The organism is Rhodococcus sp. MH15, assembly GCF_019266045.1.
Taxonomy (GTDB): Bacteria; Actinomycetota; Actinomycetes; order Mycobacteriales; family Mycobacteriaceae; genus Rhodococcus_F; species Rhodococcus_F qingshengii.
The window spans coordinates 176959-191681 of record NZ_LPNP01000060.1 but is presented as its reverse complement, the minus strand read 5'-3'; the positions used below and the strand labels follow the sequence as shown (position 1 = coordinate 191681).

15 protein-coding genes are annotated in these 14723 nt (G+C 62.8%); 11 read left to right on the top strand and 4 right to left on the bottom strand.

The window, feature by feature from the left end:
* The first annotated feature begins 20 nt into the window (after positions 1–20).
* Positions 21–665, top strand: coding sequence for an FMN-dependent NADH-azoreductase (locus tag ATN37_RS07590; RefSeq protein ID WP_054187124.1), 645 nt, complete (start codon positions 21–23; stop codon positions 663–665).
* Positions 666–684: 19 nt separating this feature from the next.
* Here the strand turns inward: ATN37_RS07590 and ATN37_RS07585 are convergent, their stop codons facing one another.
* The gene (locus tag ATN37_RS07585) at positions 685–1689 is read right to left on the bottom strand and encodes a TIGR03617 family F420-dependent LLM class oxidoreductase (protein WP_042452226.1); all 1005 of its coding nucleotides are present in this window, start codon (positions 1687–1689) and stop codon (positions 685–687) included.
* Positions 1686–2261, bottom strand: coding sequence for a hypothetical protein (locus ATN37_RS07580; RefSeq protein ID WP_039972689.1), 576 nt, complete (start codon positions 2259–2261; stop codon positions 1686–1688). Before ATN37_RS07580 ends, ATN37_RS07585 begins: the two co-directional genes overlap by 4 nt.
* A 262-nt stretch (positions 2262–2523) precedes the next feature.
* Here ATN37_RS07580 and dnaK point away from each other — a divergent pair, with 262 nt between their 5' ends.
* The 9 genes from dnaK to ATN37_RS07535 all read left to right on the top strand — a co-directional run bounded on the left by dnaK (position 2524) and on the right by ATN37_RS07535 (position 12852).
* Complete coding sequence (gene dnaK, locus ATN37_RS07575; protein WP_003944365.1) at positions 2524–4377, top strand: molecular chaperone DnaK; 1854 nt, start codon at positions 2524–2526, stop codon at positions 4375–4377.
* Positions 4374–4970: a nucleotide exchange factor GrpE gene (gene grpE, locus ATN37_RS07570; protein WP_003944430.1), complete on the top strand. Its 597-nt coding sequence runs from the start codon at positions 4374–4376 to the stop codon at positions 4968–4970. Before dnaK ends, grpE begins: the two co-directional genes overlap by 4 nt.
* A gap of 22 nt (positions 4971–4992) precedes the next feature.
* The gene (gene dnaJ, locus ATN37_RS07565; protein WP_003944329.1) at positions 4993–6165 is read left to right on the top strand and encodes a molecular chaperone DnaJ; all 1173 of its coding nucleotides are present in this window, start codon (positions 4993–4995) and stop codon (positions 6163–6165) included.
* Positions 6162–6572: a heat shock protein transcriptional repressor HspR gene (locus ATN37_RS07560; protein ID WP_003944355.1), complete on the top strand. Its 411-nt coding sequence runs from the start codon at positions 6162–6164 to the stop codon at positions 6570–6572. Before dnaJ ends, ATN37_RS07560 begins: the two co-directional genes overlap by 4 nt.
* A gap of 332 nt (positions 6573–6904) precedes the next feature.
* Complete coding sequence (locus ATN37_RS07555; protein WP_007726702.1) at positions 6905–8119, top strand: ABC transporter substrate-binding protein; 1215 nt, start codon at positions 6905–6907, stop codon at positions 8117–8119.
* Positions 8116–8973, top strand: a complete 858-nt coding sequence (locus ATN37_RS07550) for a branched-chain amino acid ABC transporter permease (protein ID WP_007726703.1) — start codon at positions 8116–8118, stop codon at positions 8971–8973. The genes ATN37_RS07555 and ATN37_RS07550 overlap by 4 nt, the downstream gene beginning before the upstream one ends.
* 1 nt (position 8974) lies before the next feature.
* Positions 8975–10825 (top strand): ATP-binding cassette domain-containing protein, encoded by a 1851-nt coding sequence (locus tag ATN37_RS07545; protein WP_003944379.1) that lies wholly within the window; start codon positions 8975–8977, stop codon positions 10823–10825.
* Positions 10825–11544 carry an ABC transporter ATP-binding protein gene (locus ATN37_RS07540; RefSeq protein WP_218694962.1) on the top strand — a complete coding sequence of 240 codons (720 nt, stop codon included), beginning with the start codon at positions 10825–10827 and terminating at the stop codon, positions 11542–11544. Before ATN37_RS07545 ends, ATN37_RS07540 begins: the two co-directional genes overlap by 1 nt.
* Positions 11545–11676: 132 nt before the next feature.
* A complete protein-coding gene (locus tag ATN37_RS07535; RefSeq protein WP_218694961.1) occupies positions 11677–12852 on the top strand; it encodes an NADH:flavin oxidoreductase in 1176 nt (391 codons plus the stop codon).
* A gap of 91 nt (positions 12853–12943) precedes the next feature.
* Here ATN37_RS07535 and ATN37_RS07530 read toward each other — a convergent pair whose 3' ends face one another.
* Complete coding sequence (locus ATN37_RS07530; RefSeq protein WP_007726708.1) at positions 12944–13405, bottom strand: hypothetical protein; 462 nt, start codon at positions 13403–13405, stop codon at positions 12944–12946.
* Between the two features lie 176 nt (positions 13406–13581).
* On the opposite strand from ATN37_RS07530, the gene ATN37_RS07525 reads away from it, so the two are divergent.
* Positions 13582–14241 carry a response regulator transcription factor gene (locus ATN37_RS07525; protein ID WP_218694960.1) on the top strand — a complete coding sequence of 220 codons (660 nt, stop codon included), beginning with the start codon at positions 13582–13584 and terminating at the stop codon, positions 14239–14241.
* Between the two features lie 7 nt (positions 14242–14248).
* Here ATN37_RS07525 and ATN37_RS07520 read toward each other — a convergent pair whose 3' ends face one another.
* Complete coding sequence (locus tag ATN37_RS07520; RefSeq protein WP_039972735.1) at positions 14249–14689, bottom strand: hypothetical protein; 441 nt, start codon at positions 14687–14689, stop codon at positions 14249–14251.
* Positions 14690–14723: the final 34 nt, after the last annotated feature.

Here is a 14723-nt window from a genome sequence, read left to right as displayed (position 1 = left end):
CGCTCTGGTAGTGATGAGGGATGCCACAGCTACTTCTCATCGATTCGTCCGCCGAACTCCACCACTCGACCTCACGTGATCTGACCGCACTGTTCGCTCAGCAGTGGTCGAAGAACAGCCCGGATCACACGACGGTGACGTTGGACCTGCACCGGGATCCCTTGCCGCACCTCGCGGACGCGGCCCTGCACTATGCACCACGCTTGCGAGTCGAGGGCGAGATTCCGGATCCCGCAGCGGAAGCACTCCAGGCTCGGGTCATCGAGCAACTTACCGCTGCAGACGTCGTCGTGATCGGTGCGCCGATGTACAACTGGTCGATCCCGTCCACGTTGAAGGCGTGGATCGACTACGTACACGTCCTGGGGACTACGGTGCCTTTCGACACGCGTACTCAGCCTCTGGCAGCTAAGCCGGTGGTGATCGTCTCCAGCCGCGGAAACACCTATGCGCCGGGCTCGGGAAACGAGGCCAACGATCACACCGTCCCGCCACTCGTTCAGGTGCTCGGGGTGTCGATGGGAATGGATGTCTCCGTCATCACCGCGGAACTGACTTTGGCGCAACGTATTCCGGCGATGGCACCTCTGATCGAGCAGGGTGACGCGAGCCTGCGTGCTGCCCGGGAGTCGTTGACCGAGCTGGCCCGTACCTTGGGGGCCTGATCAAGAAGTTCGACCGGGTTCAGGTGAGAGACGAGATCATCGACGCCACGTCTGACGGTTCTACGTCGTAACCGGGGAAATAGCAGCACACTTCGTCGGCATGTTCGCCGAACCGCCGCCGAATCTCGGTGGCGCACTCTTCGGGAGTGCCGACGACGGCGAGTGTGGTCAGCATCGGATCGGTGATCAGCGACGCCATCTCGGTGTAGCCACCTCGCTTCGACAGGGCATTGAGTTCCGGTTGGACCTCGCCCCACCCTTCGACGTCGAGCACCGGACGGTATGCGGGCGTCGAACCGTAGAACGAGAGCAGGGCTCGGACGCCTCTGGCGGCCGCGGCAAGTTGATCGTCGCCGCGGCCGACGCCGACGATGACTTGCGGGATGATCGTGAATTCGTCTCGGGTGCGGCCGGATTCGCGAAGACCGGCATCGACGGCCGGAAGTGTTCGTTCGAGGAAATGACGTTGCGTGTGGAACGGCATGACCAGTAGTCCGTCGGCCACCTCGGCAGCCGTCCTGGTCATCACCGGTCCGAGCGCACCCATCAGGATGGGCGGCGGCCCATAGGGGTTGGGGCCGGGATCGAACGTCGGAGGCATCAACGTGTGGGTGAAGAACTCGCCGCGGAAGTTCAGCGTCGAGGTGTTCTCCCACGCAGTGAAGATCGCCTTGACCGCTGCGACCGTCTCCTTCATGCGGGCCGCCGGACGCGACCACGTTGCGCTGTAGCGTTTTTCGATGTGCGGTTTGATCTGCGATCCGAGACCCAGTCGAAAGTGGCCGCGACTGAGCAACTGCAGGTCGTTGGCCGAATGCGCCAGATGCATGGGACTGCGGGGGAATGCGATGGCGACGTTGGTCATCAGGTCGAGGTCGACGGCCGATGCTGCTTCGACGAGCGGGAAGAACACGTCGTGTGGTCCCTCGAACGTGAACAGGCCACCGGCGCCGGTCTCCGCGAGTTCACGGCTACGAGCAGCGCCCGCGCCCGGCGCGGAGTCCAGTTGTACGTGAACCTTCATCGGCGTCCCCGCAGCCAGGTGCTGACACCGGGAGCGAACGGAGCGATCGCCGCCACCGCGACCAGGGCGCAGTAGAGAATCGGGCCCCATCTCAGAACTCCGGCGCCGATGTCTGCTGCGCCGTCGACCAGAGACATGAAGCCGAGTCCGGCCGCGATGCTCACGACTCCCACGATCGCCGTCATCACCCGCCCGGCGTTCTTGCGTGCGCGGAGGAGTTGAAGGCTCATGAGTGCGAGCAGGACCAGGACGAGAGCGCCGCCGCCGCTGCCCGCGAGTACGACGGTCACGGCATCGGAGATGTCGGTGGACGAGTATCCGGGATTGTCGCGCGCAGTCGATTCTTCGAGAGCCGACCGGACGTCGTCGAGGCTGGTGACTACCACTCCGGCGATTCCGGCCAGGACGACGAACGAGCCGATCCAGGCAGAGGTAGACAATGTCACGGCTTTGGGTGTCTCGTCGCTCGCTGCAGGTCGGAGCGGCCGAACCGAGACGTCGGGTCGCTCGGGTGCCGGGCGTGGAGGTGACGGGCGAGGAGGTCGCGCGGGAGAATTGTCGGGATCGGTCACCGGCCGATCGTAGCCATTCGGAGAGATACGGAAGTGATGTGGCGCACTTTTCCGGCTTTTCGGGGAAGGCGGGAACAAATCTACGTGGGCTGTAGTTGACCATTTCGACAAGCTTGAGCGCCCTCGGCTCAACTTCAAGTTGACTCCCGGCCACGGTCGGAGGCAAACTTGAGCGGAGGACGCTCACCAAGCGAAAAACTCGCGGTCATGTTCGAGATCAACCACTCGGGCAGAGAACCGCAGAACGAAAGGTAGGAACACTATGGCTCGTGCAGTCGGTATCGATCTCGGTACGACCAACTCGGTAGTTGCAGTGCTGGAGGGCGGCGAGCCCGTAGTGGTCGCCAACGCCGAAGGCTCACGTACCACCCCCTCGGTGGTCGCATTTGCCAAGAACGGCGAGGTTCTCGTCGGTCAGCCCGCGAAGAACCAGGCAGTCACGAACGTCGACCGCACCCTCCGCTCCGTCAAGCGCCACATCGGCACTGACTGGAACGTGGAAATCGACGGCAAGAAGTACACGCCGCAGGAAATCAGCGCCCGCACGCTCATGAAGCTCAAGCGTGACGCGGAGGCTTACCTCGGCGAAGACATCACCGACGCCGTCATCACCGTCCCCGCGTACTTCGAGGACGCACAGCGTCAGGCAACCAAGGAAGCCGGCCAGATCGCCGGCCTCAACGTCCTTCGTATCGTCAACGAGCCCACCGCGGCTGCACTGGCATACGGACTCGACAAGGGTGACACCGAGCAGACCATTCTGGTCTTCGACCTCGGTGGCGGCACCTTCGACGTCTCCCTGCTCGAAATCGGCGACGGTGTCGTCGAGGTTCGCGCAACCTCCGGTGACAACCACCTCGGTGGCGACGACTGGGACGAGCGCGTCGTCGCTTGGCTGGTCGACAAGTTCAAGGCTCAGAACGGCATCGATCTGACCAAGGACAAGATGGCCCTGCAGCGTCTGCGTGAGGCTGCGGAGAAGGCGAAGATCGAGCTCTCCAGCTCGCAGAGCACCTCCATCAACCTCCCGTACATCACGGTCGACGCGGACAAGAACCCGCTCTTCCTGGACGAGCAGCTCACCCGCAGCGAGTTCCAGAAGATCACCTCGGACCTGCTCGATCGCACTCGTGCGCCGTTCCAGGCAGTGATCAAGGACAGCGGAATCGCCGTCAAGGACATCGACCATGTCGTGCTCGTCGGTGGCTCCACCCGTATGCCGGCCGTCTCCGATCTGGTTCGTGAACTGACCGGTGGCCGTGAGCCCAACAAGGGCGTCAACCCGGACGAGGTCGTCGCCGTCGGCGCCGCACTCCAGGCCGGTGTGCTCAAGGGTGAGGTCAAGGACGTTCTGCTCCTCGACGTCACGCCGCTTTCCCTCGGCATCGAAACCAAGGGTGGCGTGATGACCAAGCTCATCGAGCGCAACACCACGATCCCCACGAAGCGTTCCGAGACCTTCACCACCGCTGACGACAACCAGCCTTCGGTGCAGATCCAGGTCTTCCAGGGTGAGCGCGAAATCGCTTCGCACAACAAGCTGCTCGGCTCCTTCGAGCTCACCGATCTGCCGCCCGCCCCGCGTGGCGTTCCGCAGATCGAGGTCACCTTCGACATCGACGCCAACGGCATCGTGCACGTGACGGCGAAGGACAAGGGCACCGGCAAGGAAAACACGATCAAGATCCAGGACGGCTCCGGTCTGTCCAAGGAAGAGATCGAGCGCATGGTCAAGGATGCCGAGGCTCACGCCGAGGAAGACAAGGCCCGTCGCGAAGAGGCAGAGGTTCGCAACCAGGCCGAGTCGCTGGTCCACCAGACGGAGAAGTTCGTCAAGGAGCAGCGTGAAGGTGAGAACGCGGGCAAGGTCTCCGAGGAGATCCTGACCAAGGTCGAGGCAGCGGTCAAGGACGTCAACGACGCCCTGGCAGGCACCGACATCGCTGCAGTGAAGACCGCAGTGGAGAAGCTGGGCACCGAGTCGCAGGCTCTGGGCCAGGCCATCTACGAGGCTTCCGCTGCAAACGAGGCCGGAAACACCGACGGCGCAGGCAATGACGACGACGTCGTCGACGCCGAGGTTGTCGACGAGCCCACCGACTCGGACAAGAAGTGACCTCGGACAACCCCGAGAACAACCCGGTCGACCCCGAGACCGGTGCACAGGGAGAGGCGGCGGGGGAATCCCTGCCGCCGCTCGACTCGGAAGACACAGGGGTAGTTCAGGAAGCAGAGTCGATCGTGGAGGAAGCATCCGCCACCGATCAGCTCGCCGAACGGACTGCGGATCTGCAGCGACTTCAGGCGGAGTTCACCAACTACCGTCGTCGCGTCGAGCGTGACAAGCAGGTCATCAAGGAAACCGCGCGGGCTTCGGTCATCACCGAGCTCATCGGAATTCTCGACGACCTGGATCGCGCTCGGGCACACGGTGACCTCGAATCGGGTCCACTGCGTGCACTCGCAGACAAACTCAACACGACTCTGACGGGTCTGGGTTTGACCGACTTCGGTAGCGAGGGTGACGATTTCGATCCCGCACTCCACGAAGCGGTGCAACATGAAGGCGAAGGCCACGACCCGGTACTCGGGACGGTCATGCGCAAGGGATACAAGCTCGGCGACCGGGTCCTTCGGACCGCAATGGTGGCCGTGACGGACCGGGTAGGCGACAAGCCTGCAGACGGTTCGGAACAAGAAGCGAAGTAAGAGTGAGAGGAGGAGACGCCCAGTGAGTCAACGGGAGTGGATCGAGAAGGACTTCTACAAGGAGCTGGGCGTCTCGTCCACCGCGACGGCCGACGAAATCAAGAAGGCGTATCGCAAGCTGGCTCGGGATCTTCATCCCGACGCCAACCCTGACGATGCGAAGGCCGAAGAGCGTTTCAAGTCCGTCAGTGAAGCTCATGCCGTTCTGTCTGATCCGGACAAGCGCAAGGAGTACGACGAGGCTCGGCGCCTCTTTGCCAGCGGCGGCTTCGGCCCCCGCGCGCAGGGCGGCGGCGGATTCAACCCCGGCGCTGGTGGTTTCGACATCAACGACCTGTTCGGCGGCGGGGCCGGTGGGCAGGACTCGGGTCTCGGAGACATCTTCGGCGGATTGTTCAACCGCGGGGGAGCGGGCCAGCGAACAGCTGCGCCCAACCGCCCGCGTCGAGGCAAGGATCTCGAGACCGAGACGACGCTCGCCTTTCGTGAAGCAGCGCTCGGTGTCACCGTCCCTCTTCGTCTGACCAGCCCTACGTCGTGCACCACGTGTCACGGCAGCGGCGCAAAGCCAGGCACCAGCCCGCGAGTGTGCCCACATTGCAACGGAACCGGCGTGGTCAGCCGGAACCAGGGCGCCTTCGGATTCAGTGAGCCGTGTGACGATTGCCGGGGAACCGGCTCGATCATCGACTCGCCGTGTGAAGACTGCCACGGTAGCGGAGTCACCAATCGCACACGGACCATCACGGTTCGCGTGCCTGCCGGTGTGAGCGACGGTCAGAAGATCAGACTCAAGGGCAAGGGCGAAGCGGGACTCCGCGGCGCTCCGGCCGGCGACCTGTTCGTCAACATCCGCGTCAAGCCGGACAGTGTCTTCGGACGCAACGGCGACGACCTGACACTGACGGTTCCGGTGAGCTACGGCGAGCTGGTGCTGGGAACGACACTGTCCGTGCCGACTTTGGAAGGCCGTGTCGGAGTGAAGGTTCCGGCTGGAACGGTGGACGGACGCATTCTGCGAGTTCGCGGACGCGGTATCCCCAAGCGGCCGGACGGTGCCGGTGACCTTCTGGTCACGGTCAAGGTATCCGTTCCGCAGAAGTTGGACGACCCGGCGATCGAAGCGCTGAAAACCTATCTCGAAGCCGAGAAGGCGAGCGGGTTCGATCCACGGGCCGGGTGGGCCGGTGCATGATGACAGAGCGACCGCAGAATCAATGGGATGCGACGGTCGATCCTGACGCTCAGATCTTCGTGATCTCGGTGGCAGCCGAGTTGGCCGGAATGCACGCGCAGACTTTGCGTAACTACGACCGACTCGGGTTGGTCACCCCGCATCGAACCACCGGTGGCGGACGACGCTACTCCCCGCGCGATGTTGCGCTTCTTCGTGAAGTACAACGGCTTTCGCAGGACGAGGGAGTCAACCTTGCCGGAATCAAACGAATCATCGAACTGACCAACCAGGTCGAGGCTCTGCAGCATCGCGTCCGCGAATTGGCCGAGGAGATCGCGAAAGTCCATGCGGGCTATCGCCGGGATCTCGTGCCGATTCCGCGCAACAACGCGTTGGTGGTCTGGAAGCCCCGCAACCAGCGATAGTCGGACCTTTACACAAACGGCTCCACGCCCTGTCGGATTCATTTCGTCGAATCCGCCAGGGCGTGGAGCCGTTTCGGCGTTTCCACCCAGCGGGAAGAGATCTGTCGACGCCGCCTCAATGTGCATAGCGTCCGCTTCCATGACTCCACTTTTCAGCGTTTGACGTTATCCAGATCACATTCTATGCTCCATCCCAAGCAACTGCTTGCTAGATCATCAAGCGGGTGCTTGGTTGGCTGGTGCTCGAAATCAGGCACGTCCACCGGCCGATCATTCTTTCGTCAGGTATTCGCCTGACGTTCGGTGCATACATGTGTTCTAGGAGTGCAGACATGAATCGTCGGCCCATTCTTGTTGCGGCAGTTGCCGTGACGGCTCTGGCTCTTGCAGGGTGCAGTGGTTCTTCGGAGTCCGACGGAGGTGCGGACTCGCCCTACCGTGTGCTGCTGACCGGCGGGATCAGTGCACAGGGAGTCCTCGCGGCTAATTCGCAGACCTCGCTGCTCGCCACCAAGGCGGGCGTTCAGGTCCAGAACGAAGCCGGGGGGATCGGTGGCCGTCAGATCGAGCTCACTACGGTGGACGACGCGGGTGACGCAACCATCGCCGTCACCAAGCTGCGCGAAGCCATCAATTCGGGGAACAAGCCTGACCTCTACCTGAACTCGGGTCCGTCGTCGATCGCGGCTGCGGTTCTGCCGATCCTCAAGCAGAACAACATTCTCTCGATGAGCATGGCTCCCTCTCCCGATTCGACGGACCCCTCGAAGTTCCCGCTCAACTTCGATCTGGCTCCGGGTGCGACCGATACCGCTCGCGGAATTTCCGAGTACGCGAAGTCCAAGGGTTACAGCAGCGTCGGAGTCTTGCACGGCAGCACCGCTTACGGTGAGCTGTTCGGCGAAGAAATGACCAGTGCTTTGCAATCCGCAGGTCTGAAGGCCGCCGGTAACGAGGAGTACGACGCCGCCGCTTTGGACATGACGGCGCAGTTGCAGTCGCTCAAGAATTCGGGCGCCGCGGCAATCGCCTTGGATGCGTACGGCGCTCCTCTCGGATACGTGTTGCAAAGCCTCGAGCGACTCGGCTGGGACGTGCCGCTGGTCGGAAACACCTCGGTGTCTGCCACCAACCTCATCGCCAATGATCCGCCCGCCGGTGTGCTCGGCACCCCGCAGGTGAAGAACCTGGTGACGCAGGTGTTCAGCAGCACGGTGTTCGATCCGAACAACGCACTCGTCAACACGATGGTGGACACGATGGCTTCGCTGGGCTCCATCCCGTCGACGCTGATCCTCGCGGACAACTACGACGCATTCCCCCTCGTCGCGGCGGCAGCGGAGAAGGTCGGCAGTTCGACCGATCCGAAGAAGCTCGCCGAAGCACTGGAAACCACTGAGGTCCAGGAGAATGCCAAGACCGCATTCCTCTCGCGCTACAACTTCAGCTCCGACAACCACGGCCCGAACCCGGACACCAGCGAGCTGAAGTTCATCAGCCCGACGAAGATCCTCAACGGTCAGTTCGGAAACCCGGCTGCGTCATGACCATTCTGTGGTCCGGATTGGCGCTCGGCGCGGTTTACGTGCTGGTTGCCATCGGGTACAACATCGTTTTCGTTTCCTCCAACACATTCAACTTCGCTCAAGCTCAGCTGATGATGGTGGGCACCTTTGTCGCCTACACGGGTCTGGTGACCCTGAAACTCCCCGTTCTCGTGGTGGCCGTCATGGCTACCGTGACCGTGATGCTCCTCGCCTCGGTCGAGGAGATCGTCGCGATCAGACCGGTGGCCGATCACCAGAACCAGTTGGTCACGACGTTGGGTGTCGCAACTCTGCTCAACGGCGCCACTCAATTGATCTGGGGTAGTGAACCTCTCACGGTTCCGTTCTTCGGATCGAACGAACCGATCACCCTGCTCGGCGGCCGTACCTACCCGGTCGAGATCGCTCTGCTGGTTGCGGCGATCGCACTGGTCGTCGGGTTGAGTTACGTCTCGAAGAAAACGATGACGGGTCTGGCTCTGATCGGCATCTCCGAGGATCGTGAAGCGGCGATGCTGCGAGGAGTCAACGTACGACGGTTGGCACTGGGAGCGTTTGCCTTCTCGGGTGCCTTGGCCGGTGTCCTCGGACTCTTCGTCGGCCCCAAGACGTTTGCAGTTGCGACGTTGGGTGCAGCGTTGGCCCTCAAGGGATTCGTGGCGTTGGCGATCGGCGGGTTCGGCTCTCTGCCTGGCGCTTTGATCGGCGGTCTGACCGTCGGCCTGGTGGAATCGTTCACCGCCCTGTGGGCGGGAAGTCAGTACAGCAATATCGCCGTCTTCACGGTGCTGATCGTCATCTTGATGGTCAAACCGGCTGGACTGTTCGGCAATGTCCGAGAACGGGTGGTGTGAGATGGTAAGTGCGTGGCGGACTTTCCGTTCCCTACCGAGCTGGATCATCCCACTCGTCCTGGCCGTGGTGATCCTGCTGCTGCCCGTGATGGGACTCGACCTGTCGACATCACGTCAGATTCAATTGGCCTGCATCCTGGCACTTGTGGTCAGTGGCCTGAACTTGAGCCTCGGCTTTGCCGGTGAACTGGCACTCGGCCAGGCAGCGATGTACGCGGCCGGTGCCTACACCGCGGGTCTGATGTCCCAGGCAGGTCACACCGACATTCTGCTTCAGCTTGCTGCCTCCGGAGCAGTGGCACTGGCGGTCGGAATCCTGACCGGTGTTCCCGGTCTGCGCCTGGGCAACTGGTCCCTGGCGATGACGTCGTTCTTCCTGGTTCTGCTGGTACCGGACGTACTGGCGATCTTCGGTGGCAAGACCGGCGGCCGAAACGGCCTCACCGGTATGGAGCCGCCGACGTTCTTCGGTTCCGAACTCGACACCCAGCAGTACTACATGGTGGTCGTCGTCGTGACCGTGCTCTGGTTCGCGGTGATGCGTAACCTGGTGGTCTCGCGGCACGGCATCGCGTTCCGCACGCTCAAGCAGTCGCCGGTTCTGGCGTCGTCGCAGGGTGTATCGGTGTTCCGGATGAAGCTGCTCGGTTATGCCATCGGTGCGTTCCCCGCCGGTCTGGCGGGTGCGCTGTTCGCCAACACCGACCTGTTCATCTCGCCGGAAGCCTTCGGGTTCACCTTTGCCACAGCAGTTCTGGCGGCGTCGATCCTCGGCGGTGCGGCAAGTGTGTACGGCGCCGTGGTCGGTGCCGCGATCATGCAGCTCGGTCCCAACCAGTCGACGGCGTTCCAGGAGTATTCGCTGATCTTCTACGGCGGCTTCCTGATCATCGGCGGTGTGCTTCTCTCCGGGGGTTTGACCAAGGTCGGGCGAGCGATCGTCTCGAAACTCGATCGCAAGGCCGGCCTGGGCGTAGTCACTGCAAAGGAAAACAGCGGTGGGACACCGGAACTGGCGCCGATCAACGGAGCACGGTTGGTGGTCGACGGAGTGTCCAAAGCGTTCGGTGGCAACCAGGCGCTCAATGCGGCAACCCTGACCGCAGAGGCCGGTAAGGTCACCGCGTTGATCGGGCCCAACGGTTCGGGTAAGACGACCATGCTCAACATGATCTGCGGCTTCTACACCGCAGATGCGGGCGTGATCACGATCGGTGACACGGTGGTCTCGCAGTCGTCGCCGCACAAGGTGGCGCGCGTGGGTGTGGCGCGCACGTTCCAAACTCCGACGATTCCGGAAAACATCACGGTTCTGGAAGCTGTTGCATCCGGACGTTATTCGGTGCACCGAGCGTCGATGGCGTCGGCTGTGCTTCGCCTGCCCAGCTTCCGCAGGATCGCGAAGGCCGACATCGTCGAGGCCGAGCGTGTCCTCGAACTCGTGGGGATGTCGCACTTGCGCAACGAGATCGCGACGTCGCTGCCCCTGGGGATGCGTCGCATGCTCGAGGTTGCTCGCGCCGTCATCGCCGAACCGAGGGTCGTCCTCTTCGACGAGGTGGCATCCGGACTCGACGAGGACGAACTCGAACGCCTGGCAGATCTGATCCGGGTACTGCGAGATGCCGGGGCGACAGTGGTGTTGGTGGAGCACAACTTCCGCCTCGTCCTCTCGCTGGCCGACGAGATAGTCGTGCTGGCGCAAGGGCAGGTGATCGCCACCGGCGATGCGGCAACCATCGAACATCACCCACGCGTCTTGAGCGAGTACCTCGGAGTCAAGTCCGGTGACGAAGAAGCACTTCTCGAAGAAATCGGCGCGGTAGACCATCAGACCAGTGAGGTGAAGTGATGGAACCGATTCTGAAGGTCCGAAACTTGCAGACCGGGTACGGCGATCTGCGCGTCGTCTGGGATGTCTCGTTCGACGTCTATCCCGGTCAGGTGACCGCCCTGCTCGGACGCAACGGCGCAGGCAAGACGAGCACGCTCCGTGCCCTGTCCGGCCTCAACAAGGTGGCCTCCGGAACCGTCGAGATGGACGGCGCCGACATCACCGGAGTCCCCGCGCACAAACGGGTACGACAGGGGATGGCGTACGTGCAGGAGGGCAAGCGGGTCTTCCACAAGCAGACCGTCGAGCAGAACCTCCTGCTGGGCGGGTACACCCGCAAGGCAAAGCGCGGCGAGCTTATGGAATCCGTCGAATTTTTGTACGAGATGTTCCCGATCCTGGGGGAGAAGCGTTCGCTTCCCGCCGGTTCCATGTCGGGCGGTCAGCAGCAGATGCTCGCGATCGGCGCAGCGCTGATGGCGCAGCCTAGGTTGCTCCTTCTCGACGAACCTTCGGGCGGTCTCGCTCCCGTGATCGTCGGTGAGGTGATGGACCGCGTCCAACAACTCAAGGAAACCGGCCTGGCTGTTCTACTGGTCGAGCAGGCAGTCGAGGCCGCGATGAGCGTCGCCGATCATGTCACGGTCCTCGACATCGGCAAGGTGGTTCTCGACGCCGATGCCAAGGACATCGACGACCTGGCAGTGCTCAAGGATGCGTACTTCGGACGCGTCTGAACGGCAATGACGACTTCAGCCCGGCCTCCTCGGCCGGGCTGAAGCCGTTTCCCGCTCCGTGGCACGGGCCCTAGCCGGCTCGGGGCCATCGATCTACCGTCCTGCAAACAACTCCCGCGAGAGGCAAACTCGATGACCACTGCTCCCGACGTGCTCGCCCCGGCGAAGCTCGGCCCGGTGACCCTTCGAAATCGAATCATCAAGTCCGCGACATTCGAAGGCGAAACTCCCGACGCCCTGGTCACCGACGAGCTGATCGAGTTCCATCGTCGCCCAGCCGCCGGCGGAGTCGGGATGTCCACCGTCGCGTATTGCGCCGTCGCACCGGAAGGGCGCACCGAATACGGCCAGCTCTGGATGCGGCCCGATGCCCTCCCCGGGCTTCGGCGGCTCACCGATGCCATTCACGCCGAAGGTGCTGCTGCGTCGGCGCAGCTCGGCCATGCCGGTCCCGTGGCGAATCAGAAGTCGACCGGACTGCCCGCGCTGGCACCGTCGAGTTCGTTCAATCCGTTGAGCATGAGGATGATTCGCACTGCCACGACAGCGGACATCACCAGAATTGCGGCGGCGCACGGGAGCGCTGCGCGACTTGCCGTCGAGGCAGGATTCGACGCCGTCGAGATCCACTTCGGTCACAACTATTTCGCGAGCTCGTTCCTGAGCCCGAAACTCAACCGTCGTAAGGACTCCTACGGCGGATCGCTGGAGAACCGGGCTCGCGTCGTACTCGAAACTGCACGCAGTGTGCGCGATGCCGTCGGTGACAAGATCGCGATCTTGGCCAAGCTGAACATGGACGACGGTGTGCCAGGCGGATTCTGGGTGGACGAAGCAATCCAGGTGGCGCAGTGGCTCGAAGCATCCGGAAGCGTCGACGCGCTCGAGTTGACGATGGGCAGTTCACTGCTCAACCCGATGTACCTGTTCAAGGGCGATGCGCCGATCCGCGAGTTCGCCGCCGCGATGCCGCAACCTGTTCGACTCGGTGTGCAGTTGGTGGGGAAGAGCATGTTGCATACCTATCCGTACAAGCCGTTGTTCATGCTGGAAGAGGCTCGGCAGATTCGTGCTGCGGTGAAGTTGCCGCTCGTGCTGCTCGGGGGTGTCACGGACAAAGCGGGCATGGATACCGCAATGGCGGAAGGGTTCGAGTTCGTCGCCATGGCACGGGCGCTGCTCAGAGAACCGGATCTGATCAATCGGATCGCGGCCGAATCCGATACCCAATCACTGTGCATCCACTGCAACAAGTGCATGCCCACGATCTTCAGTGGCGCCCGCTGCGTGTTGGTCGAACGCGTCTGAGCTGGTCAGCGCACACCACGTCCCGACATCCATGCGGATACCGGGTCGTGGGCCGTAGCGGATCAAGTTCGTGGTTGCATCAACGCTTGGTTCAGTTCTGCGTGAAGACGTCGTAGGAGGCGTTCATCGTGGGGTAGCCGGTGGCCATGTAGTCGGTGAGGATGACGTGCGTCGGGTCGCCGATGATGCGAGTCCCGTCGAGGGTGGGGTTGCCGACGTAGTTGTTGGCAGCCATGACCGTCTGGACGCCGTCGGCGACGTTGTAGGTGACGTCGACACCGATACCGCGGGGATCGCTGCTGTAGGCGGTGACGATCTCGGTGGTGTGCGGGGCCAGGTAGGAGCGGGGGCCGTTGATCCACTGTCCGTAGGGGTTGGACGCGCTGTCCAGCAGCATCGGGTTGTCGGTGTTGTTGGTGATGGTCATGGCAACCGTCGGGCCGTCGGTGGGCATGGTGCCGGCGTTGGCGATCGCTGCGGTTCCCAGTGCGGTTCCGCCGACAGCGAGGGCGATTGCGGTGACTGCTACGAAGCGAGTGGTGTTGGTACGCATGATGTCTGCTCCTGGGATGGTGTGTGGTTGCCGTTCTCGGCGATGAATCAATCTTGTCGCGAAGGAGTGCTGCTGTATGTCCGCCGACGGGGCCGTGGCGGGGTTGAATCTCATGTCCCCCGATCGGGGGAGGCGTAAGTGCTCGCATTGCTGGTACGGGCGTGAGAAAGTGAGCAATGCGCGAAGGCACGAAGCCGCTGGCCGGCAAGGTTTCCGTGGTGGTCGGCGACGACCACCCACTGTTCCGTGAGGGCGTGGTTCGGGCTCTGACCGGCAGTGACAGCATCGACGTCCTGGGCGAGGCCGACGACGGCGCAGCAGCGCTCGCAATGATCCGCGAACTACGCCCGCAGGTCGCGCTGCTCGACTTCCGGATGCCGCACCTGGATGGAACTCAGGTCGCCGCCGCAGTCGTTCGAGACGAGCTTCCGACGCGTGTGCTTCTGCTCAGCGCTCACGACGAATCGTCTGTCGTGTACCAGGCCCTGCAAGCCGGTGCTGCCGGATTCCTGCCGAAGGAATCCACTCGCGCCGAGATCGTGAGTGCCGTGCTCGACTGTGCTGCGGGACGAGATGTGTTGCCGCCCAGTATCGCCGCCGGATTGGTACGAGAGGTTCGGCGTCGTAGTGAACCGTCCGGTCCGACGCTCAGCGCGCGCGAACGTGAGGTTCTCGGATTGATCGCGCAGGGCGCCAGCATCCCGGCCATTGCCTCACAACTCTTTCTTGCGCCCTCCACCGTCAAAACCCACGTGCAGCGCCTCTACGAGAAACTCGGAGTCAACGATCGAGGCGCCGCCGTCGCCGCTGCAATGCGGCAGGGATTGTTGGAGTGAGCAAGCGTCACCGAAGCACGTACGTGACGTTCATGGCCGGGTAACCCGAGGTCATCGTCACCGTGACGTCGTGGCTGTCGGGGGCGTACGTACCGCCGGCATCCGCCCTGGTCTTCGAGTTGGTGGCACTGAAGACAAACACTCCACCGTCGTCGGAGCGGTACGTGAGCACGATGGGGAAGTCGTTCTGGTTCTTGCTCGTGGCCACAACGTTCACGTTCATGTTGGGGAGGATGTAGTCCGCCGGCGGGACGACCCAGTCGCCGTTCGGATTGGACGCGTGGACCAGATACAGGGCCCCGCGACCCGAATTGCTGATCATCGCCGTCGTGACGGATGTGTCGGTCATCGACTTCACCGTGTTCGCACCGGCGGAGCGGGCAACCAGAGCTGCCATGCTGAGGCCGGAGAAGGAAAGTGCTTCAGGTCGAATTGTGTTGGTGCTCATCATGTTCTCCTCGATTTGTCGGTCTCGGTGACCG